Below are 22,050 nucleotides of genomic sequence, written 5' to 3'. Positions count from 1 at the left end.
GCCCAGGTCGGGCCCGACTCGAGATTGCCATGAATACCACCCTGCTCGCCAACCATCCGCTGCTGATCGTGGCCGGGATCTTCCTCGGCTTCGTGCTGCTGGAAACCGCCTGTGCCTGCTTTCGCCAACCCCGGGGCCAGCGCCGCGACGCGCTGATCGAAATCATCGGTTCGTCGCTGTTGCTGGGGGTGACCTTTCCCCTGGTGATGTTCCTCTGCACCCTGCTGCTCGACGCGGTGGCGCCCTCGTTGAAAAACAGCCTGGCGGGGCTGCACTGGATGGCCGGCGCGGCGCTGTTCCTGCTACTCGACGACATGACCCAGTACTGGTGGCATCGCCTGACCCACCGCGTGCCGTTCCTCTACGCCCTGCACCGCGCGCACCATTCGGCGCCATACATGAGCATCCGCATCGTCTACCGCAACAACAGCTTCTACTACCTGCTGATGCCGGGCATCTGGCTCTCCGGCGTCCTCGTCTACCTGGGCCTGGCGCCGGTCTACTACGGCTACCTGATCGTCAAGATGACGGTGATCTTCGCCGCCCACAGCAGCGTCGCCTGGGACGACAGGCTCTACCGCGTTCGCGCCCTGCGCCCGTTGATGTGGCTGCTGGAGCGGATCATCTCGACGCCGTCCACCCATGCCGCGCATCACGGCTTGAACGCCGGCGACGGAGTGACCCACTACAAAGGCAATTTCGGCAACCTGCTGTTCTTCTGGGACGTGCTGTTCGGCACCGCGAAAATCACCCGCCGCCGACCGGCGGCCTATGGCATCGAGGACCTGCGCCCCATCAGCTGGCAGCAGGAACTGTTCTGGCCGCTGGTGCGTGCGCCCAAGCCCGCGGCCCGGACACAGCGCCGGCAGGAACCCGCGCAGTAAGCCGCCCGGGCAACGCGGCGAAGAAATTCCCGGGCACCAGCCCCGCCCTCGCCAAACACTGGCTACAGTCTTAGGAAACCGTCGCTGGCGCTGGCGGCGCACTGCCTGTGGACACGCCCGCCAGCGCCCCGACAAAGACGCCGGCAACGGTGAACCTTCTCGCCGCCGGCCCGGTCGATAGATGCAATCCGGCCAGGTTTTCGACCAGCCCCGCGCTTCTCGCCGGGGCGTCGCGCGGCCGGTTCCATTGCCTGGAGAACGCCCGTGATAACGACCCGACACATCGCCAGCCTCAAAGCCTGGGGCGCCCATGGTTTCACCGCCACCGGCGTGGTCACGGCCTTTCTCGCCACCCTGGCGCTGTTCGACAACCAGCCCAAGGCCTGCCTGCTGTGGCTGGGCGTGGCGCTGATCGTCGACGGGGTGGACGGCTCGCTGGCGCGCAAGGTCAATGTGCAGTCGGTGCTGCCGCATTTCGACGGTTCGGTGCTGGACCTGGTGATCGACTACCTGACCTATGTGTTCATCCCGGCGTTGTTCATCTATCGCTATATCCCGCTGCCGGAGTACAGCGCGCTGCTGGCGACCTCGGTGATCCTGGTGTCGTCGCTGTTCTGCTTCTGCAACGTCAACATGAAGAGCAAGGACAACTATTTCGTCGGTTTTCCCGCGGCCTGGAACGTGGTGGCGCTGGCCCTGTACATCATTGCCCCGACACCCTGGCTGACCCTTGCGAGCATCGTGGTCCTGGCGCTGCTGACCCTGACCCGGATGAAGTTCCTCCACCCGTTCCGCGTGCGCCGGTTCATGCCGGTGAATATCGCGGTGACCGCCATCTGGCTGCTGTGCAGCCTGTCGCTGGTGATCAACCATCCCTACAATGGCCCCTGGGTGATGGGCCTGTGGCTGGCGATGTCCGCGTACTTCCTGGGCATCTGCATCTGGCGCACCGCGCTGGAGTGGTTCGACCGTCCCCGGACCTGAACCCCACATAAGAGACCCCAGATGCTCTACCGCCTCGCCGCCGACACCCTGGTATCGCTGCACCTGACCTTCATCCTGTTCGTGCTCTTCGGCGGCCTGCTGGTGCTCAAATGGCCGCGCCTGGCCTGGTTGCACCTGCCCGCCGCGGCCTGGGGAGTCACGGTCGAAGTGTTCCACCTGGCCTGCCCGCTGACCCGTTGGGAAAACCTCCTGCGCCAGCGTGCCGGCCAGCAGGGTTACGACGACGGGTTCATCGAGCACTACCTGATCCCGCTGATCTACCCCGCCGGGCTGACGCCGCAGATCCAGCTGGTCCTGGGCGCACTGGTGCTGCTGATCAACCTCCTGGTCTATGGACGCCTGTGGCGCCGCCGTCGGCTGGGGTGAAAAAATCCGCGGCGCGGCGGCCGATTGCCGCGCCACGCCCTGCTCCGGCTGTGTATATTTCCAGGCAACCCCTGCGCCACGGCGATCCGCGATCGCTTCGAGTGGAGTCCCCAGATGCCCGATTTCCAGATCCGCCAGCCCTGCCCGCCCGGTGCCTGCGACTGCGACCGCGAGCGCCTGCTGGAGACGCCCGGCACCGACCTGCGCATCCTCGGCCTGACCCGCCAGGAAGAAAAACGCCTGCTCGACCGACTGGAAAACCTGCAGAGCCTGAACGACCTCGAACACATGCAACGGCGCATGTACGAACTGCTGGGCATCCGCGTGCGGATCGCTCCCAGCGACAACGAAGTGCGCAGCATGCGCGGCATCGCCATCCAGCTCGACGCACTGCCGGGGTTGTGCCGCAAGACCCGGCAGTCGATCCCGAGCGCCATCCGCCGCGGCCTGGAGAAAAACCCGGAAATCGCCTACCGCCTGCTCGACGCCCACGACCTGTTGCGCGATGCCTGAACTGAAACCTCCTGTGATGGAACCCGCCTTGATGGACAACCCCTCGATCGTCGTCAGCGACGTGCTCGACAGTACCTTCGAAGCCCTGCTGAGCGATGGCCTCGCCACCTTCAACCAGCAAATGGCCGGTTACCACGACCGCCAGCCGCTGGCCGTCGAACTGCGGGACCCGGCCACCGGCCAGGTGCTGGGCGGGGTCAGCGCGCGCACCTCCCTGGGCCTGCTGTTCATCGACCTGTTCTACCTGCCCGACAGCCTGCGCGGCTCGGGCCTCGGCGCCCGGCTGCTGCAAGCCTGCGAAGACGAAGGCCGGCGCCGGGGCTGTCGCAGTGCGGTGCTCTATACCCTGAACTTCCAGGCCCCCGGGTTCTACGAGAAGCACGGCTGGCAACGCTTCGGCGAAATTCCCTGCGATCCCGAAGGCAGCAGCCGGATCTTCATGAGCAAGGCCTTGTAGCCGCGCGGCGCAATGCCTGGCCCACCGCATCATCGTTCATCGCGCGCAAGCTGCGCTCCTACAGAAGCAGATCGCGTACATCCCGTAGCGATGGCCTGGCCAAGGCTCACCAGTTTTGGCTGTTGATCCGGCCATGGCCCAGCAACCGACCGACCATGGCCATGGCGGCTTCCTTCGAGGCGCAGTGCAGCAAGGGGTAGCCCCAGAACTTGCGGTAGGTATCGGCGAAGGCTTCCACCCGGGCCTGGGCCGCGCTGTCGGGGGCGATGACGATACCGGCCTTGATCCAGCGACGGATCGCCGCCTTGTTCTGCTTCATCCACAACGCCGCCTGCTTGAGGCTGGCCTTGGCATTGGCGTCCGGCTGCGCTTGCTCGCCGGGGGCATCGGCGGTCACCAGCACGAAGGGTTGCTGGCGTTGCAGCAGTTGGTCGAGCTGGCTGAACGGATCGGTCTGCCCGGCCGCCTCGCGGTAGTGCATCCAGACCAGGGGAAATTGATGGGGATCGATGTTCATGAGGGCTTCCTCGGCAAGTGATAAACAAGAATGCCTATCATCTGCAAAGGAAAAACTGTCTGCATCAGTCAACCCGGACAACCTATTGACCGATTCAGCCAAATACCGATTCCGCCCCCTGAACCGTTGCCGGGACGCCCAACAGCATCCCGCGCTCGGCGATGAAACGCGCCGGCGGCTGGCCCACGGCTTTCTTGAACATGCGGATAAAGGCACTGGCGCTTTCATAGCCCAGGCCCAGCGCGACCTGCTCCACCGACTCGCCACGCACCAGGCGCTTGAGCCCCAGCAGGATGTGCAACTGACGCTGCCACTGGCCGAAACTCAAGCCGGTTTCGGCCAGGATCAGCCGGCTCAGGTTGCGTTCGCTCATGCCGATCCGCTCGCCCCAGCGCCCCAGGCTACGCCGCATGGCCGGCTGTTCGATGATCGCCGCGGCCATGTCGCGCAACTGCGGGTGCCGGGGCATGGGCAGGTGGATCTGTTCCTGGGGCGCGGCGGCCAGCTCGTCCAGGACCACGGCCATCAAGCGTCCCTGGGGGCCATTGAGTTCATAGAGTTCGGGCAGTTCCACGCAGCGCTCGAGCAACACCTGCAACAGCGGCGAAACCGCCAGGGTGCAGCAGGCCGTGGGCAGCCCGCGGACCTGCTCCGGCTCGACGAACAGGCAATAGCCGACGGTGTGCTCCAGGCCCCACACGCTGTGCCGCATGTCCCCGGGAATCCACACCGCGCATTGCGGCGGCGCCATCCACAGGCCGACATCGGTTTCGCAGGTAATCACCCCGGCCAGCGGAAACAGCAACTGCGCCTTGCGGTGGCTGTGCCAGGGCCGCTCCCAGCGCGTGGCCCGGGTGGATATGCGCAGCACATACAGCGGCCGGTCGATCCGGTCCGGGTCCTGGGGCTGATGTTGGTCGTGCAGTACCGGCATGGCGACGCCTGTGGCAAGTGGGCGCAAGCCCGTGGATGAACAACCGCGCCCCGGGATTCTGCTGGCCGGGAAAGGATTGGCCAAGCCCGGCCGCGGATTTCCTGGCAGTCAGCCGGCGCTGGCCTGGAATTTCTTGCGATAGGCCGCCGGCAGCAGCCCGACCCGCTGCTGGAACAGCCGGCGAAACGAGTTGCTGTCTTCGTAACCCACGGTGTAGGTGATGCGGTCCAGGGTCATGCGCGTGGACTCCAGCAGTTGCTTGGCTTTCTCCAGGCGCAGGGTTTGCAGATAAGCCAGCGGCGTGTAGCCGGTTGCGTCCTTGAAGCGCCGCTTGAAATTGCGCACGCCGAAGCCGAAGCGCCGGGCGGTGTCGTCGATCAGCAGCGGCTGGTCGAAATGTTCCTCCAGCCAGTCCTGCACCCGCAGGATCTCGCCATCCCCGTGGTTTTTCGGCAACGCCCACATGACATACACCGACTGCTGGCTGCGCACCTTGTCGATCAGCAGGTACTTGCTGCATTTCTGCGCCAGCTCCAGGGAAACGAAGCGCCGCACCAGGTGCAGCAGCAGGTCCATCGCCGCGCTCGCGCCACCGCTGGTGACCAGGCGCTGGTCCTCGCAGAGCAGCTGGCCCTCGTCCAGCTCGACCCCGGCATAACGCCGCCGGAACAGCTCGGCGAACGCCCAGTGGGTAGTAGCGCGCACGCCCTGCAGCAGGCCTGCCTCGGCCAGCAGGAAAGTGGCCGTGCACATCGAGGCCAGCACCGCGCCCCGGTCATGCTGTTGCCGCAGCCAGGGTCCGTAGCCGGCGAACGCCGGCAAGGCCTCCTTCAAGGTGAAGAGAAAACCGGGGATCAGCACCAGATCGGTACGGACGATCTCGGCCACGCCGCACTGCACCCGCAGCACCTGCCCGCCCCAGGCGTCGACATCCGCGCCATCCAGCGAAGCGACGACCACCTCGAACGGCGCGCTGGCGCTGTCGGCGAACTGGTTGGCCGCGCTCAGCACTTCCAGGGCCAGGGTGGCGCTGGCGGCGGAGCAGTGCTCGGCCAGGAGCAAGGTGATGTGCATGGAGCCTCCCTTTTTGCGCTTTTCGCATGGAAAAAGTCATTTGCGCACCTAGCTTAGCCGATTCCCCTTGCCTAAAGTGCGGCCGTCCTTTTCATCATCGGTGCACTCATGAATCTCTGGTTCCGCATGCTGCTCATGCTGTTTCGTCGTCCGTGGCGCAAGCCGGTCGCAGGCCTGGCCACCACCGTGGTGCGCATGCGCGTCTGGCCGCTCGACCTGGACCTCAACCGGCACGTGACCAACGGCCGCTACTTCACCCTGGCGGACCTCGGGCGCATGGACTTCGTCCTGCGCAGCGGCGCCTATCGCGTGGCCCTGCGCCACCGGGCGGTGCCGATCGTCGGTGATGTGTGGGGCAAGTTCCGCCGGGAACTGAAGCTGTTCGAAGCCTTCGAGATCCATAGCCGGATCCTCGGCTGGGACGAAAAATGGAGCTTCATGGAACACCGCTTCGTGAGCCAGGGCCGGGTGACCGGGGTGGTGGTGATGCGCGGGCTGTTCCGCTCGGCCAAAGGCACCATCGCCCCCGGCGAGTTCGTCCACGAGCTGGGCATCGAGCAGTCGCCCGAGTTGCCGCAGTGGCTCAAAGACTGGTCGCAAAGCTGCGACGACATGAGCGTTCAGTTGCGCGCCGAGGAAAACCCGGCGCGTTGAGGCAGGTCGCCGAAACGACAACGCCATCGCCGACCGGGTCGACAATGGCGTCGTTGCACGACAGCCCGCGCCTGACCGGATGAGCCGGCGCGCCGCCAAGGCGACGCACCCGCCCGGCACTCAGTGCGGCGCGCGGGGGATGGTCTTGAGCAGGTCTTCGGGGCTGATGTGGCCGACCACGCTGCCCGGTTGCGGCAGGTCGAGGATATGGCCTTTCATCTTGCCGATCACATGCATCTCGCACGGCTTGCAGTCGAACTTCAGGGTCAGCACTTCGTCGCCGTGGATCAGTTGCATCGGCGCGACCTTGGTGCGCACGCCGGTGACGCCCTTGGCCTGTTTCGGGCACAGGTTGAAGGAGAACCGCAGGCAGTGCTTGGTGATCATCACCGGCACCTCGCCCGCCTCCTCATGGGCCTCGTAGGCGGCGTCGATCAGCTTGACCCCGTGGCGATGGTAGAAGTCGCGGGCCTTCTGGTTGTAGACGTTGGCCAGGAACGACAGGTGCGATTCCGGGTACACCGGCGGCGGCGTGGTCTCGGCCTTGCGCCCGCCCCGAGGGTGCGCGGCGACCCGGGCCTGGGTCAGCGCCTCGATGGCGTCGCGGCGCAGGGCCTTGAGCTGCGAGTTGGGGATGAAGTACGCCTGCGGCGCATCCAGCTTGACCCCGGTGGCGTGGTACTGGGTGGTGCCCAGTTGGCCCAGCAGGTCCTGCAGTTGCTCCAGGGCCTGCTCCGGCTTGTTGGCCACGCCGAACGGACCGTCCAGGGCGACGCTGACGCTGATGCCCTCCTCGCTGGTGGCGGTCAGTTCCAGGCGCTCTTCCCGCAGGCGCGCGACCCAGCCCAGGCCCACCCGGCGCTCGGCCGAGGTCTTTTGCAGGGCCTGTTGCCAGTTGTGGTCCAGGTTGCGGCTCAGCGGATGGTTCGGCCGCAACTGGTGCAGGCCCTTGGGCATCTCGTTGGGCTCGACGCGGTAGCGGTAGCGCTTCTCGCCGTCTTCGTCGAACTCGCCCCGGGGCTCGGCGATGTTGGCGCGGAAACCCACCACTTCGCGCTTGACCAGCACGTTGAGGCCGTCGCCGTTGGACAGCGGCTCATGGGTCACCACTTGCAGGTCGCGCTTGCCGACCTTCTCCACCACGCCCACCGGCAGGCCGGTGAAGGTCGGCGAGTCGAAGGCGCCGATGTCGATCTTGCGCTCGCTGACGAAGTAGTCGGTGCTGCCGCGGTGGAAGGTCTTTTCCGGGTCCGGCACGAAGAAGTGCGCGGTGTGGCCGCTGGAGGCGCGGGCCAGGTCCGGGCGGTCTTCGAGCACCGCGTCCAGGCGCTGGCGGTAGTAGGCGGTGATGTTCTTCACATAACCCACGTCCTTGTAGCGCCCTTCGATCTTGAACGAGCGCACGCCGGCTTCCACCAGGGCGCGGATGTTGGCGCTCTGGTTGTTGTCCTTCATCGACAGCAGGTGTTTCTCGTAGGCGATCACCCCGCCCTTTTCGTCTTTCAGGGTGTACGGCAGGCGGCAGGCCTGGGAGCAGTCGCCACGGTTGGCGCTGCGGCCGGTCTGCGCGTGGGAGATGTTGCACTGCCCGGAGAAGGCCACGCACAAGGCGCCGTGGATGAAGAACTCGATCGCCGCGTCGGTCTCGCTGGCGATGGCGCGGATTTCCTGGAGGTTCAGCTCGCGGGCCAGCACCAGTTGCGAGAAACCGGCCTGGTCGAGGAACTTGGCCCGCGCCAGGGTGCGGATGTCGGTCTGGGTGCTGGCGTGCAGTTCGATCGGCGGAATGTCCAGCTCCATCACACCCAGGTCCTGGACGATCAGCGCATCGACGCCGGCGTCGTACAACTGGTGGATCAGCTTGCGCGCCGGCTCCAGTTCGTTGTCGTGGAGGATGGTGTTGAGGGTAGTGAAGATCCGCGCGTGGTAGCGCCGGGCGAACTCTACCAGCTCGGCGATTTCACTCACCTCGTTGCAGGCGTTGTGGCGCGCGCCGAAGCTCGGGCCACCGATGTACACGGCGTCGGCGCCATGCAGGATGGCCTCGCGGGCGATGGCCACATCGCGGGCAGGGCTGAGCAATTCCAGGTGATGCTTGGGCAAGGACATATTTTTTTAGTCAGGCTTGTCACGGTCGAGGCGCGCATTGTAGCGGCGAAACGCCCGGCCGGCACCCGTAGCCTGCCCGGTGGCGCCCGCTCGCCGGGCAGCGCCACCGGAGACCGCAAAAACTCAGGCCTTGGCGGCCATCGCGGTGACTTCGACCTTCATCCCGTCGACCGCCAGGGACGCCACGCCCACGGCGGCACGCACCGGCCAGGGCTTGGCGAAAAAGCGCTTATAGACCTCGTTGAACGCCGCGCGGTCAGCCATGTCGGTGAGGTAGATGGTCAGGTGCAGGACCCGGTCCATGGAGCTGCCGGCCTTTTCCAGCGCGACCTTGAGCGCCTGCAGGGTGCACTCGCTCTGCTGCGTGATGTCGCCCAGCTCCAGGCTGCCGTCGGCACGGGTGGGGATCTGGGTGGAGACCAGGATGCCGGCGAAACCGGCGACGTCGGAGGAAATGGAATCGGCGTCCGGGTCGGGAATGAAATCGATATCGTGCTGGGCCATGGGGGCGCTCTTGTTCGGGGTGATCAGGAAAATGGCCGGGGCCCTGGCGGCACCGGCTTGCGCGCGCCAGTCTACAGGCCCGGCGCCGGAGAGTGGAAACCCTCCGCTTGAGCCATTGGGCTGCGGCTCGGTGACGCCGATCAGCTCTCGGCGGTATCGATCGACTGAGGATTCTCGGCCGCCAGCTTCAAGCGGTCGGCCTTGCTGATGTACTTGGGTTTGCTTTTCGGCGCCAGCTTGGCGCTGGCCTTTTTCGCATGGGCCTTCAAGAGCTGCTGGATTTTTTTACGACGGTTCATAGGTCCCTACCCGGTGTTCAAGCGCGCGAATCATAGCGAACCGCCCTCTCCCTTGCGAGAGAGAGCAGCCAGCGCCGTCAGGTGTGGTGGATCTCCCGGTCCTTGGTTTCCGGCAGGAAGAAGGTGCCGAGGATCGCCGTCATTACCGCGATGACGATCGGGTACCAGAGCCCGTAGTAGATGTCCCCGGTGGCCGCGACCATGGCGAACGCCACGGTCGGCAGGAAGCCGCCGAACCAGCCGTTGCCGATGTGATACGGCAGCGACATCGAGGTGTAGCGGATGCGCGCCGGGAACAGCTCCACCAGCCAGGCGGCGATCGGGCCGTAGACCATGGTCACGTAGATCACCAATAGCGTCAGCAGCGCCAGCACCACCGGGTAGTTGGTCTTGGCCGGGTCGGCCTTCTCGGGGTAGCCGGCGTCCTTGAGGGCGGTGCCCAGGGCCGCGACGAAGGCATCGTTCTGCGCCTTGAAGTCGGCGGCCGGCAGGCTGCCGCCTTCGAAGCTCGGCATCACTTTGTCGCCGATCCGCACCTGCGCCACCGTGCCGGGCGCGGCCTTCTCGTTCTGGTAGGGAATGGCCTTTTTCGCCAGCACGCTCTTGGCCAGGTCGCAGGAGCTGGTGAAGCGCGCCTTGCCCACCGGGTCGAACTGGAACGAGCACTGGGCGGGGTCGGCGACCACCGTGACCGGGTTCTTCTCCTGGGCACTGAACACGTCGGGGTTACCGTACTGGGTCAGCGCGTGGAAGATCGGGAAGTAGGTCAGCGCCGCCAGGATGCAGCCGGCCATGATGATGCCCTTGCGGCCGATGCGATCGGACAGGCTGCCGAACAGGATGAAGAACGGCGTGCCGATCAGCAGCGAACCGGCGATCAGCAGGTTGGCGGTCTGCGGATCGATCTTGAGCATCTGCAGCAGGAAGAACAGCGCGTAGAACTGCCCGGTGTACCAGACCACGGCCTGGCCGGCGGTGCCGCCGAGCAGCGCCATGATCACGATCTTGAGGTTGTCCCAGCGGGCGAAGGATTCGGTCAGCGGCGCCTTGGACGCCTTGCCTTCGGCCTTCATCCTCTGGAACACCGGCGACTCGCTCAGTTGCAGGCGGATGTACACCGAGATGATCAGCAGCAGGATCGACAGCAGGAACGGAATCCGCCAGCCCCAGGCCTCGAAGGCCTCGGTGCCGAGGACCGTGCGGCAGGCGAGGATCACCAGCAGCGACAGGAACAGGCCGAGGGTCGCGGTGGTCTGGATCCAGGAGGTGAAGTAGCCACGCTTGCCGCGCGGCGCGTGTTCGGCGACGTAGGTCGCCGCGCCGCCGTATTCCCCGCCCAGCGCCAGGCCCTGCAACAGGCGCAGGCTGATCAGGATGATCGGCGCCGCCACGCCGATGGACGCATAGCTGGGCAGCATGCCGACCACCGCGGTGGAGACGCCCATGATCACGATGGTGATGAGGAAGGTGTGCTTGCGCCCGATCATGTCGCCCAGGCGGCCGAACACGATGGCGCCGAACGGCCGCACCGCGAAGCCGGCGGCGAACGCCAGCAGGGCAAAGATGAAGGCCGTGGTCTCGTTGACGCCGGCGAAGAAGTGCTTGGCGATGATCGCGGCGAGAGAACCGTAGAGGTAGAAGTCGTACCACTCGAAAACGGTGCCCAGGGACGAGGCGAAAATGACTTTGCGCTCCTCCCTGGTAACGCCATGGTTGGGTGGGTTGCCCGTGGAAGTGCCGTCGATTGTCGCCATGAGTTTCTCCGTCGTGCTTTTTGTTATAGGCCGGAGCCCCCCTGTATCGTCGTCGTACCCTGGCCCTGGGGCATGTCATCGGACTGCGGATCGTGCAAAGCATGAATCAGGCTGACGACCTCGCATCGCTGCAAGGTTTGTTGAAAGCATAATCAGCTTCGCGCAGATATCCACCCGGCGCCCCGCGGGCCCAGGCGCCATCATCATTGGCGTCGATCATACAAATCATCAAAGCGGATTTTTTATTTGCCGCCGATCCCGGCAGAATGGCGCCACCTTCAACCGCGCCTCCCTGGACAAGTACGTCATGAATATCAATTTTGCGATCGCCTGCATGATCGTGGTTTCCTTTGCCATCGCCCTGCTCCACAGCTGATCGGCAACCCCGCTCGCCAGGCCGCCCGGCCATCGGTACAGCGAGCGGCCACTGACTTGCCGCGTTCCCGACGCGGCATTTGTGTTTAAAATGCCGGCCCTTTTCCGCTGCCGGCCCCCTCGATGAACCCCGACGCCCTCCTCACCCTGCACCATCACCTGCTGACAGCCCTGGCAGCCGCGCCCGCCGAAACCCGGCGCCTGTTCCATGGCCGCGGACGTTGCTGGCCGGGCCTGGAGCAGTTGACCGTCGACTGGCTGCAGGGCGTGGTGCTGGTGGCGCTGTTCAAGGAGCCGCAAGCGGCGGAGCTGGAGGCGCTCAAGCACATGCTGCTGACCCTCGCCACCCGCCCCGAGTGGCAGGCCAGCGGTGCCCATAGCCTGCTGCTGCAACACCGCTATCAGCTGCAGAGCCCGGTGGACTGGCTGGTGGGCGAGGCCATCGACGAATGGACCCTGGTCGAGGAAGGCCTGCGTTACCGGGTGGACCTGGGCAAGAAGCAGAACAACGGCCTGTTCCTGGACATGCGCTACGGTCGCAACTGGGTGCGCGCCAATGCCCGTGGCAAGCGCGTGCTCAACCTGTTCGCCTATACCTGCGGCTTCTCGGTGGCGGCCATCGAGGGCGGCGCGAGCCATGTGGTCAACCTCGACATGTCCCGCCCGGCCCTGAGCCGCGGGCGTGACAATCACCGGCTCAACGGCCATGACCTGGGCCAGGTGAGCTTCCTCGGCCACGACTTGTTCAAGTCCTGGAGCAAGGTCAAGAGCGGCGGCCCCTACGACCTGGTGATCATCGATCCGCCATCCTTCCAGAAAGGCAGCTTCCTGCTGACCAAGGACTATGCGCGGGTGCTGCGGCGCCTGCCGGAACTGCTCACGACCGACGGCTGCGTGCTGGCCTGCATGAACGACCCGGCCTTCGCCGCGGACTTCCTCATCGACGGCGTCACCCGGGAAGCCCCGGGCCTGCGCTTCGAGCAGCGCCTGGACAACCCTCCGGAGTTTCCCGACACCGATATCGAGAGCGGCCTGAAGGCCCTGGTGTTCCGCCGGGTCGAGTAAGCGCCGCAGCTCTCAACCTCTCATCCGCGGCCCGGCGGGCGGCTCACCCCTGCCCCAGGCCGCGCCGCCCGATCGCGTTCAGGTCCTGCGGGCCGAACCGGCCCTGCCAGGTGCTTTCGTAGTCTTCCCGGGGAAAGTCGGGCGGCGAAATGCCCTGCTCGAAGGCCGGATACACCGCCTCGGCGTAGCGCCGGTTCTTCGCGCACAGCGGCGCCGCCGGCACGTACATCACATTGCCCCAGCCCTGCTGATTGTCCACGGCCGCCACGCTGTGGATCAGGTCGCAATGCCACCACACCGAATCCCCCGCCCGCACGTCGGGGATCGGCCTCAGGGCCTTCATCAACAGCGGATGCCACTGTTCCGATACCGGCAGCACCTGGCCCGGCGCCACGCCGCACAATTCGTCCTCCGGTACGTCGTCGAGCAGCGGCCGCAACAGCAGATAAGCCATGGCCTGGGGAATCGGCACGGCATGCAGCACGCCCTGGTCGGCCTGCATGTCCGACAGCGCGGTCCAGCCCTGGAAGGTGCGGAACACCGAACAGGTGACCGTGTCGCGGTAGGCGTATTCGTCGACCTCGGTGCGATGCGCCGCGTCCCAGGGGTCGTAGGCGGCGAAGTCGCCGCGGTACAGGCTGTCGAAGACCTTTACATAGGCCGGGTGCAGCCAGCGCTCCAGGGCGCCGGAATCGGTGTGCGCGCCCAGCCCGCGGGAACGGGTGCCCGGCGGCCGGCGGCGGACTCGGTCGGGGTACAACACATTCACCTCCGGGTCGAACCATTGCCGGCCCTGGGACTCGCTCTTCCAGAAACCATTGAGGAACCCCTGCACCCGCGCCATGCGCTCGTGCTGGCGCAACTGCATCTGCGCGGGCGACCAGTAGATCGGGAAGATCTGCGGCCGCGAGGCGTCCAGGTTGCCGAAGAAGCGGTCTACCGGGCCGCGGTAGAGCCGTTCGAAATCGTTGCGCGCCAGGTACGCCAGCAAGTCGCGATCCCAGGCCTGGACGGTCTCCCGGGGGAAGTGCCCGCGCACCACCACACAGCCGCGCCGGTGGATCGCCGCCCGCTGCGCGGCGCTGATGCGGCCGGCGGCGATCTGCTGGTAATCCAGCTCCGGCCAGGCCTGGCCGCCCGGGGCATCCATGGCGGCGATGGCCTGCTCGATAAAGGCGCAGACCTCGGCGAACAGCGACGACACATCGCCGATCCGCGCACGCAGGGCGCGCTTCATGCGGACGATCTGTTCGCGGTGGTTGGCTGGCAGGCTGGCGCTGTGAAAGGTGGAGCTGTCGAACGCAGGGGTGTGCAAGAAAGGCTTCATGTTGGTGACCTGAGGCTGGAGGTGGCGGAAACGCAACGCGGGGCACCGCGCCCCGCCGCCACCATGAAACCCCGGGGCCAGGGTCGCCGGCAGTGGGATTTGCAGCGTCTACCGATACGATCCTGGCGTTTCTACAGCAACAGCCAGCAGGATAAGGTCACTGGAAATGCGCGCGGTGGTGCTGGCGAAACGCCGATGGGGTCATGCCCTGGCGGGCCTTGAACTGGCGGTTGAACAACGCCAGCGAGCCATAGCCCACCGCCTCGGCGACCTGGGTCACCGGGGTCTGCGGGCCCTGCACCAGCAGCGCGCAGGCGCGACCGATGCGCAGCCGGGCGATGTACTCGAGCGGCGTGGCCCGGGTATGGCGCCGGAACATCCGATGAAAGGCCGAGACACTGACGCAAGCCATGTGCGCCAGGGCCTCGACCGTCAGCGCCTGGCAGTAATGCTGGTGAATATGCTCCAGCACCCGCTGCAGGCGCGCGTCCTCGCCGCCCCCTTGCCCGGCGGCGGCCGGCAGGAGCTTGCGCGCGCCACGGTCGCGGCTCAGGCGGGTCAGCAGCCCCAGCAGCGAAACCAGCCGCGTGGGTTCGTCCTGGCCCGCCATGGCCTCGATCAGCGGGCGCACCTCCCGTGCGGCCTCGGCACTGAACTGCACCGCGCCACGGGCCGCCTCCAGCAGGGGCCGCAGCCCGGCCATCTCCGGAAACAGGCCGATCAGGGCCGTGGCCCAGGCTTCGGAAAACCAGATCACCAGGGCTACGTGGGGCTGGCCCGGGTCGAGCCGCTGCTGCGAACTCCAGCTGTGGGGCACGTTCGGCCCCACCAGTACCAGGTCGCCGTCGTCATAGGCGCCCACATCGCTGCTGACATAACGCTGCCCGCGGCTGTTGAGGGTCAGGGTCAGCTCGTATTCCGGGTGGTGGTGCCACTCGAAAGGGATCTCCTCGGGCAGGCGCCGGTCCAGCATCGACCAGGAGGCCGTGGCCGTGGTGGGGATCTGTTCGAAGCTCGGTTTCATCGCGACACTCCCTGCGGTTGGCCCGCCCGATGCCAAAGCCCGGCGCCAACGGCGCGCGTCATACCGCCGCCTGCACCACTTCGATGCCCAGGCGCCGGTAGTCCTCGATGCTGCCCGAGGCCAGGTGCTGCTCGGTGATCAGCGTATGCAGGCGCTCGCATGGCGCCACGGCGAAGGGTTCGACCGCGCCGAGCTTGTCGGCGGTGGTCACCGCGATCACCTGCGAGGCGCTGTCGAGCAAGGCTTGTTTCATTGGCACCTCGTCGAAATGCAACGAGGTAATGCCGACCTCCGGGTGAATCGCGCAGACCCCGGTGAACAGCAGGTCGGCGCGGATGCCCTGGATCAGCCGCACGGCCTCATGCCCACCGGCGGCCAGGGTCGCCGGGTTGAGCCGGCCGCCGGCGAGGATCACCTGGCTGCGTGGGTAGTCGGCCAGCGCGACGGCAATCAGCGGCGAAGCGGTGACCGCGGTGATGCCGATATCGGCAGGCAGCGACTGGGCGATCAGCAGCGTGGTCGAGCCCGAGTCGAACATCACGATCTGCCCGTCCTGCACCCGTTGCGCACCCAACCGGGCCAGGTGGCGCTTGACCTCGCTACTTTCACCCAGGCGGGTGAACACATCCTTGCCGGTGTCCTTGGGGCGCGGCAGCGCACCGCCGTGGACCCGCTGCAACAGCCCGGCGTCGGCCAGCTCCGCCAGGTCGCGGCGAATGGTGTCTTCCGAGACCGAAAAATGCTGACCCAGCTCGGAAGCCATGACCTTGCCGTCGCGCTCGAGCAGCAACAGGATCTTCTGCCGGCGCACATGGGGCAGTTCAGCGATTGAATGCTGGCTTTGCATGGTCATGCCTGTTTTTGCGTGTTTGTGCGAGATTAGCCAAGCTGTCCGGCGAACACAACCGGAGCACAACGCGGCGGCACAACGACCGGCGACAGGCCCAAGGCGGGATAAAGCGAGTGAAGGCGACGGCGCGAGCGCGCTGTCGCCTGGGCTCAAAGACTCAAAGACTCAAAGGCTCAACCGCTGAGCAGCGCCGTGGCGATCACGCTGCCCATGGGGGTCGGTTGCGGGTCGTTCTGGTGCGCCACCGCGTTCACTGCCCAGTCTTCCAACTGCACCCGGCCCTTCTGGAAGATCATCATGTGGGTCGAACCGCCGAACTCGAAATGCCCGATATCGGTGCCCCGGACGATGGTCACCGGCGCGGCGCCCTCGTTGACGATGAACGGCGGCTCGATCACGCAGGTCGAGACCTCGACCATGCCGATGCAGATCAGCGCCACGTACCCGCAAGCCGGATGCTCGAAGACGAAGACCGCGCGGGCCGCGACATGCCCCAGGTATGGCTGCGACTCGGTGCCCTCCCAGGTGCCCTCGCCTTCGCCCTGCCCCGGCCGCTGGGCGAAGTAAGTGCCCGGCTGCACCCACGAACGCACCAGTTTGCCGTCCAGCGGTGCGCTCCAGCGGTGGTAGTGGGTGGCGGACAGGAACCCCTGGTACGCCTGCCCGCCCTGGAACAGCCCGGCCCAGCGGTCTTCGCCGCCGAACAGGTCGAGCAGCGAGTAATTGACGTCCTTGATCCAGAACTCGGTCTCGAACGCCAGGTTGTTTTCGTACTGCCAGGGCGTGGTCTCGCAGCCGATATCGACCTGGGTCGCCGGGTTGCCCTGGAACGGCCGCGCACCGGGCACGAACTTGCGGATGAAAAACGAGTTCCACGAGTCGAAGCCGTAGCCGGGCAGGCTCGGGTCGTACTCCATCTGCGTCCAGACTCCGGCCTCATGGGCCGCCGCCGAGATCCACGAACCCGGTTTTTCCGGGTCGTTGATGTCCAGCTTGTCCAGCGAGTCGCTGCTCTTGAGGAAGGCGTTCCAGGCGTCGAGCACCTTCTTGAACTGCTGGTTGAAGGTCGTGTCGTGGAACAGCGCGACGCCCGCCTCGGTGCCCATCGAGACCGCCAGGAACGCGTTCATCGGCGTGCCGACCTGGGCCGTGGTGTTGAACGACGAAGAGGTGCTGATGATCTCGTTGAGGATCTCGAAGAAGCTGTCGTAGCCGGCGATCCACAGGGTGTCGCCGTCCGAGTCCTTGATCTGTTCCCGGGTCGCGTCGTCGAGCGTGGCGACGTAGGCGTTCGACTGTTCGATCATCGAGTTGACCCACATGCGGTACACGCTGTTGTGGGTCACCCAGTTCTTGAAGTCGATGATCTGCGCCCGCATCGGCGCCAGGGTGCCGGCCTTTTTCTTCTCGGCGATCAGGTTGCGCAGCGGCACCAGGAACTTGGCCGTGGCCCATACCCGGTTGGGCACCCAGAACCCCATCTGGATCGGCCCGGCGTTGTCCAGGTTCAGCCGTTCGGCGCCGGTGCTCTCCAGGCGCGCCTCGCGCGAGGGGCGTCCGGGGCGGGTGTTGCGGCTATCGAATTGAGTCATTTCCTTACTCCTTCAAAGACGGCACGCCCGGCCGTGATTGGCGCGGACGCGTCCGGACTGCGGTGAGGTAAAAACCTGCAAACGACAGTTCCAGCGGGCGTTCATGTCAGGAGGCGATCAGGACTCACACAGGGCTGAACGACATTCCGTGTCCTTCTCGCAATGCCGGTCCCAGGCAGAATGCGGCGGCCGAGTGGCCATCTACAGGCGCGACTTGCCTGAACAAGTAAAGCTGCTTCCGGGGGTTTTGGTGGGCGACCGGGAAAATTGCCTAGGCAGGCGACGCAAGGCCAACGCCCGGCGCCGGAAAGCCCGGGCCGGGCCCTGCCAGCCATCCCTCATGACATCTGCGGCGGCCCGACCGGCGCATGCCGGGCCATGAGTTCGGCGACCCAGTCGATGAACACCCGCAGCTTGCCACTGATATGCCGGTTGGGCGGGAACGCCATGTAGATCGGCATCGGATCGAGGCGCCAGTCCTCGAACAGGCGCACCAGTTCACCCCGGGCCAGGGGTGCCGTGGCCATGTAGTCCGGCAGCCAGAGCACGCCCAGCCCGGCGAGGCCAGCCGCCAGGTAGGCGTTGCCATCGTCGACCGCCAGCACGTAGCGTCCCTTGATCTCAAGCCGTTCATCGTTCCTGCGCATGGCATACGGCAAGGCCTTGCCGGTGCGGGCCCAGAGAAAGCCGACGATGCGATGCAAGGAGTCTTCCAGCTCGCGCGGATGCGCCGGGGTGCCCAGACGTTCCAGGTAGCCCGGCGCCGCATACACGCCCAGTTGCAAGTCCCCGATGCGCCGGGCCATCAGCGATTGGTCCGTCAGCTCGCCGCCGCGCAGCACGCCGTCGACATTTTCACCGATCACATCGACGATCCGGTCGCTCACGCCCAGGTCGATCTGGATATCGGGATAACGCGCATGGAACTCGGGCAGCGCCGGGACCAGGATCAGGCTCGCCAGCGGGCTCGGCACGTCGATCCGCAAGCGCCCCCTGGGCAGCGCCGCGGCGCTGGAGAGGCTGGTTTCGGCATCGTCCAGCTCGGCCAGCAAGCGCACCACGCGCTCGTAGTAGACGGCGCCGTCGGCGGTCAGGTTGACCCGCCGCGTCGTGCGGTTGAGCAACTTGACCCGCAGCCGTGCCTCCAGTTGCTGCACCAACTGGGTCACCGTGGTCTTGCTCATGTGCAGCGTGTCGGCCGCCCGGGTAAAGCTGCCCGCCTCCACCACACGGGCAAAGGCCTGCATCGCGTCAAAACGGTCCATTTGGGCCTCGGATTGTTTGGGTTCTACAAACAGTGTTGGCTACGGTTGCTCGTTTATCGGCCGTGCGCAAGTGCCTAGAGTCACCTCCATCGTTCACTCCCGGTCGATTCCGACCCTCTCCCGATGGAGGCAACACATGACACAACGCACAGTGGTTTTCCCGCCCGGACGCCAGGCACTCTACGAGCGCAACCGCTACTCGCCGGCCATCCGTTCCAATGGTTTCCTGTTCGTCTCGGGCCAGGTCGGCAGCACCGCCGACGGCTCCCCCGAAGCCGACCTCGAGGCCCAGGTGCGGCTCGCCTTCAATAACCTGAACGCAATCCTCGCCGCGGCCGGCGGCAGCTTCGACGACGTGATCGATGTCACGGTCTTTATCGTCGACCCCGCTACGAAGTTCGAGGCCATCTGGAAGGTGGTGCCGGAGTTCTGGGGAACGGCGCCGTATCCGACGCTGACCGCCGTGGGCGTGACCTGGCTGTATGGTTTCGACTTCGAGATCAAGGTGATCGCCAAGCTGCCGGAAGGCACCGCCGGCTGATTTCCCCCTCCAGCGGGCCACGCGCGTGGCCCGGCATCCCGGGGCGCGGCAAACCGGCCTTGCCCCGCCCCACGCCTGACCCCGCATCACCCGTCTGCTGAGCAATGATCTTTTGTCAGCGCCGCGCGCCAGATAGTTAACTCTCGCCCCGCGAAGTCCTTTGACGGACCCCGTCACAAAATCAATAAGAGGGTTGGCCGATGCAAAGCAGTGGCGCGTTGCTGTGGGTGTTGTTCGCCGCGATCGTGATGATCGTGGTGTTGATTGTCAGGTTCAGGGTGCATGCCTTTCTGGCGCTGATCGCCGCGTGCGGCCTGGTCGGGATGGGCTCGGGGATGCCGCTCGATACCATGCTCGCCTCGTTCCAGAAGGGCCTGGGCGATACCTTGGGGTTTCTCGCCGCGATCATCGGGCAGCATCCTGGGCAAGCTGCTCGAGGAATCGGGGGGCGCCGAGCGCATCGCCCGGACCCTGCTCGACACCCTGGGCGAGCGGCGCGCGTCCTGGGTGATGATGCTGGTGGGCTTCATCGCCGGCATCCCGGTGTTCTTCGAGGTCGGCTATATCCTGCTGATTCCCCTGGTGTACGTGGTGGCCAGGCAAACCCGGCTCAACCTGCTGTACCTCGGCGTGCCGCTGGCGGTGTCGCTGATGTGCGTGCACTGCATGCTGCCGCCCCACCCCGCGGCCATGGCCATTACCCACTTGCTGGGGGCCGACGTCGGCCAGGTGATTCTCTATGGCCTGATCGTCGGGTTGCCCACCGCCGTGATCGCCGGGCCGCTGTGGATCCGCCTGGTGGCGCGCCGCCAGGCCGGCCCCGGTCAGGCGGCGTTCCTCGACGAGCGCTGCGAGGCCGGTGGCGAACGGGCTTTGCCGGGCTTCTGGCTGACCCTGCTGACCATCCTCCTGCCGCTGCTGCTGATGATCGGCAAGACCTTCGCCGGCCTCCTGCCCGCCGGCTCGACGCTGTCCGTGCTGTTGTCATTCTTCGGCAACCCGCTGGTAGCGCTGGTGATCGCCGTGGTCTTCGCCTCCTGGTCCCTGGGCCTGCGCCGCGGCCTGTCGATGCAGGCCTTGCTGGGGCACACCCAGAAAAGCCTGCCGCCGCTGGCCAGTATCCTGCTGATCATCGGTGCCGGCGGCGCCTTCAACGGCATCCTGATCGACAGCGGCGTGGGCCAGGTGCTGGCCGAGGCCCTGACCCGGCTGGACATCAACCCACTGGTACTGGCCTGGCTGGTGGCGGGGCTGATGCACTTCGCGGTGGGCTCGGCGACCGTGGCCATGATGAGCGCCGCCGCCATCGTGCTGCCGACCCTGGGCGCCGGCACCGGCTACAGCCGGGAGATCGTCGTGGTCGCCATCGGCGCCGGGGCCATCGGCTGGACCCACGTTACCGATTCGGCCTTCTGGGTGGTCAAGGAATACCTCGGGGTATCGCTGGCCGAGGCGCTCAAGACCTTCACCAGCGCCACGGTCCTGGCCTCGGTGGTCGCCCTGCTGCTGACCCTCGGCCTCTCGCATTTCCTTTGAACCTGATCCTTTGAACCTGCCCCTTTTAAACCTGAGCTACCGGAGTTCCCCATGATCGCAGGCCAGCCACTCGCTACCTGGACCCACCGTTACCCGCTGCTTGACGAGTTGATCGCGTTGCGCGAAACCACCTGGTTCACCCCCACCCGCGCGCCCCTGGCCGCGGGCCTGGGCGACGTGCCCCTGAGCGCCGCGGACGTGGCCGAGGCCAGTGCGCGCCTCGAGCGTTTCGCCGCGTATTTTTCCGTGGCCTTCCCGGAAACCCGGGCCAACCAGGGCATTCTCGAATCGCCGATCCAGCCGTTGCCGGCCTTGCAGGCCGTGCTGGCGAGCCGCTACGGACAGCCGCTGCCCGGTGCGCTGTGGATCAAGCAGGACAGCCACTTGCCGATTTCCGGGTCGATAAAGGCCCGCGGCGGCATCTACGAGGTGCTCAAGCATGCCGAGCGCCTGGCCCTGGAGGCCGGTCTGCTGCGCCTGGACCAGGACTACAGCGTGCTCGACTCCGCCGCGGCCCGGGCGTTCTTCGGCCGCTACCGGATCGCCGTGGGCTCCACCGGCAACCTGGGCCTGTCCATCGGCCTGATGGGCGCCCGGCTGGGGTTCCAGGTCACGGTGCACATGTCGGCCGACGCCCGCCAATGGAAGAAGGACAAGCTGCGCGCCCATGGCGTGCAGGTCATGGAATACCAGAGCGACTACAGCCTCGCCGTGGCCCAGGGGCGCCAGCAGGCCAGCGCCGATCCGGCCTGCCATTTCGTCGACGACGAGAACTCCACCGACCTGTTCCTCGGCTACGCGGTGGCCGCCGAGCGCCTGAGCCGGCAACTGGAACAGGCCGGGATCAAGGTCGATGCGCAGCACCCGCTGTTCGTCTACCTGCCCTGCGGCGTCGGCGGCGGCCCGGGCGGCGTGGCGTTCGGCTTGAAGCTGGCGTTCGGCGATGCCGTTCACTGTATATTTGCCGAGCCCACCCATTCGCCGTGCATGCTGCTGGGGGTGCACACCGGGCTGCATGACGCGGTATCGGTACAGGACTTCGGCATCGACAACCTCACCGCGGCCGACGGCCTGGCCGTCGGCCGCGCCTCGGGGTTCGTCGGCCGTGCCATGCAGCGCTTGATCGAGGGCTACTACACCGTCAGCGACGACGAACTGCATGCCCTGGTGTGGCTGATGGCCAAGCACCAGGGGTTGCACCTGGAGCCCTCGGCGGTGGCCGGCGTCCCCGGCGTCGCCCGCGTGCAGGCCCAGCGCGAGCAGTACCTGCGGCGCAGCGGCATGCCCGCCGAGGCATACGCCCGGGCCACCCACCTGGTCTGGGCCACGGGCGGCAGCATGGTTCCGCCAACCGAGATGCAGGCCTACCTGGCGCAAGGCGCCCGGGTGCTGCAAGGCTCATAAC

General features: G+C 66.3%; 22 protein-coding genes and 1 pseudogene. 10 read left to right on the top strand and 13 right to left on the bottom strand.

Features of this window, described 5'->3' with window-relative positions; genetic code table 11:
* Positions 1–29: 29 nt before the first annotated feature.
* The 5 genes from TO66_RS11970 to TO66_RS11950 all read left to right on the top strand — a co-directional run bounded on the left by TO66_RS11970 (position 30) and on the right by TO66_RS11950 (position 3,225).
* Entirely contained in the window at positions 30–884 is an 855-nt protein-coding gene (locus TO66_RS11970; RefSeq protein WP_044462508.1) for a sterol desaturase family protein, read from the top strand.
* Between the two features lie 264 nt (positions 885–1,148).
* On the top strand, positions 1,149–1,868 hold the full coding sequence (pcsA, locus tag TO66_RS11965; protein ID WP_044462507.1) for a phosphatidylcholine synthase: 720 nt from the start codon (positions 1,149–1,151) through the stop codon (positions 1,866–1,868).
* Positions 1,869–1,889: 21 nt separating this feature from the next.
* Entirely contained in the window at positions 1,890–2,255 is a 366-nt protein-coding gene (locus TO66_RS11960; RefSeq protein ID WP_044462506.1) for a DUF2784 domain-containing protein, read from the top strand.
* Positions 2,256–2,369: 114 nt separating this feature from the next.
* Positions 2,370–2,768 carry a hypothetical protein gene (locus TO66_RS11955; protein WP_044462505.1) on the top strand — a complete coding sequence of 133 codons (399 nt, stop codon included), beginning with the start codon at positions 2,370–2,372 and terminating at the stop codon, positions 2,766–2,768.
* Between the two features lie 31 nt (positions 2,769–2,799).
* Positions 2,800–3,225: a GNAT family N-acetyltransferase gene (locus TO66_RS11950; RefSeq protein ID WP_044462504.1), complete on the top strand. Its 426-nt coding sequence runs from the start codon at positions 2,800–2,802 to the stop codon at positions 3,223–3,225.
* Positions 3,226–3,331: 106 nt separating this feature from the next.
* Here the strand turns inward: TO66_RS11950 and TO66_RS11945 are convergent, their stop codons facing one another.
* The 3 genes from TO66_RS11945 to TO66_RS11935 form a co-directional block, all read right to left on the bottom strand.
* Positions 3,332–3,742: a hypothetical protein gene (locus TO66_RS11945; protein ID WP_044462503.1), complete on the bottom strand. Its 411-nt coding sequence runs from the start codon at positions 3,740–3,742 to the stop codon at positions 3,332–3,334.
* A gap of 94 nt (positions 3,743–3,836) precedes the next feature.
* The gene (locus TO66_RS11940; RefSeq protein WP_044462502.1) at positions 3,837–4,676 is read right to left on the bottom strand and encodes a helix-turn-helix domain-containing protein; all 840 of its coding nucleotides are present in this window, start codon (positions 4,674–4,676) and stop codon (positions 3,837–3,839) included.
* 108 nt (positions 4,677–4,784) lie between these two features.
* On the bottom strand, positions 4,785–5,750 hold the full coding sequence (locus TO66_RS11935) for a GlxA family transcriptional regulator (RefSeq protein WP_044462501.1): 966 nt from the start codon (positions 5,748–5,750) through the stop codon (positions 4,785–4,787).
* 108 nt (positions 5,751–5,858) lie between these two features.
* Between TO66_RS11935 and TO66_RS11930 the strand changes: the two genes are divergently transcribed.
* Positions 5,859–6,404 carry a thioesterase family protein gene (locus tag TO66_RS11930; RefSeq protein WP_044462500.1) on the top strand — a complete coding sequence of 182 codons (546 nt, stop codon included), beginning with the start codon at positions 5,859–5,861 and terminating at the stop codon, positions 6,402–6,404.
* A 120-nt stretch (positions 6,405–6,524) separates the two neighbouring features.
* Here the strand turns inward: TO66_RS11930 and TO66_RS11925 are convergent, their stop codons facing one another.
* From TO66_RS11925 to TO66_RS33305, 5 genes are all read right to left on the bottom strand, one after another.
* A complete protein-coding gene (locus TO66_RS11925) occupies positions 6,525–8,513 on the bottom strand; it encodes a U32 family peptidase (RefSeq protein WP_044462499.1) in 1,989 nt (662 codons plus the stop codon).
* Positions 8,514–8,636: 123 nt separating this feature from the next.
* On the bottom strand, positions 8,637–9,017 hold the full coding sequence (locus TO66_RS11920; protein ID WP_044462498.1) for a RidA family protein: 381 nt from the start codon (positions 9,015–9,017) through the stop codon (positions 8,637–8,639).
* A 140-nt stretch (positions 9,018–9,157) separates the two neighbouring features.
* Positions 9,158–9,316: a DUF2986 domain-containing protein gene (locus TO66_RS32540; RefSeq protein WP_082061075.1), complete on the bottom strand. Its 159-nt coding sequence runs from the start codon at positions 9,314–9,316 to the stop codon at positions 9,158–9,160.
* A gap of 77 nt (positions 9,317–9,393) precedes the next feature.
* A complete protein-coding gene (locus TO66_RS11915) occupies positions 9,394–11,070 on the bottom strand; it encodes an MFS transporter (RefSeq protein ID WP_044462497.1) in 1,677 nt (558 codons plus the stop codon).
* A 106-nt stretch (positions 11,071–11,176) separates the two neighbouring features.
* Complete coding sequence (locus tag TO66_RS33305; RefSeq protein WP_156162059.1) at positions 11,177–11,440, bottom strand: hypothetical protein; 264 nt, start codon at positions 11,438–11,440, stop codon at positions 11,177–11,179.
* 128 nt (positions 11,441–11,568) lie between these two features.
* On the opposite strand from TO66_RS33305, the gene TO66_RS11910 reads away from it, so the two are divergent.
* Complete coding sequence (locus TO66_RS11910; protein WP_044462496.1) at positions 11,569–12,510, top strand: class I SAM-dependent methyltransferase; 942 nt, start codon at positions 11,569–11,571, stop codon at positions 12,508–12,510.
* Between the two features lie 43 nt (positions 12,511–12,553).
* Here TO66_RS11910 and TO66_RS11905 read toward each other — a convergent pair whose 3' ends face one another.
* The 5 genes from TO66_RS11905 to TO66_RS11885 form a co-directional block, all read right to left on the bottom strand.
* On the bottom strand, positions 12,554–13,837 hold the full coding sequence (locus TO66_RS11905) for a DUF1479 domain-containing protein (protein ID WP_044466006.1): 1,284 nt from the start codon (positions 13,835–13,837) through the stop codon (positions 12,554–12,556).
* A 157-nt stretch (positions 13,838–13,994) separates the two neighbouring features.
* Complete coding sequence (locus TO66_RS11900) at positions 13,995–14,861, bottom strand: AraC family transcriptional regulator (protein WP_044462495.1); 867 nt, start codon at positions 14,859–14,861, stop codon at positions 13,995–13,997.
* Between the two features lie 58 nt (positions 14,862–14,919).
* Positions 14,920–15,708 (bottom strand): DeoR/GlpR family DNA-binding transcription regulator, encoded by a 789-nt coding sequence (locus tag TO66_RS11895; protein WP_044466005.1) that lies wholly within the window; start codon positions 15,706–15,708, stop codon positions 14,920–14,922.
* Positions 15,709–15,884: 176 nt separating this feature from the next.
* Complete coding sequence (locus TO66_RS11890; RefSeq protein ID WP_044462494.1) at positions 15,885–17,303, bottom strand: phosphatidylserine decarboxylase family protein; 1,419 nt, start codon at positions 17,301–17,303, stop codon at positions 15,885–15,887.
* Between the two features lie 338 nt (positions 17,304–17,641).
* Positions 17,642–18,568: a LysR family transcriptional regulator gene (locus TO66_RS11885; protein ID WP_044462493.1), complete on the bottom strand. Its 927-nt coding sequence runs from the start codon at positions 18,566–18,568 to the stop codon at positions 17,642–17,644.
* Positions 18,569–18,704: 136 nt separating this feature from the next.
* Between TO66_RS11885 and TO66_RS11880 the strand changes: the two genes are divergently transcribed.
* The 3 genes and pseudogenes from TO66_RS11880 (at position 18,705) to dsdA (ending at position 22,049) form a co-directional block, all read left to right on the top strand.
* A complete protein-coding gene (locus tag TO66_RS11880) occupies positions 18,705–19,109 on the top strand; it encodes a RidA family protein (RefSeq protein WP_044462492.1) in 405 nt (134 codons plus the stop codon).
* Positions 19,110–19,309: 200 nt separating this feature from the next.
* Positions 19,310–20,645 (top strand): annotated as a pseudogene (locus TO66_RS11875) (gluconate:H+ symporter).
* A 51-nt stretch (positions 20,646–20,696) separates the two neighbouring features.
* Positions 20,697–22,049, top strand: a complete 1,353-nt coding sequence (gene dsdA / locus TO66_RS11870; protein ID WP_044462491.1) for a D-serine ammonia-lyase — start codon at positions 20,697–20,699, stop codon at positions 22,047–22,049.
* Position 22,050: the final 1 nt, after the last annotated feature.

This window comes from Pseudomonas sp. MRSN 12121 (assembly GCF_000931465.1).
Classification (GTDB): Bacteria; Pseudomonadota; Gammaproteobacteria; order Pseudomonadales; family Pseudomonadaceae; genus Aquipseudomonas.
Note: the sequence above shows the minus strand (reverse complement) of the source record. Positions and strands in the feature narration are given on the sequence as shown.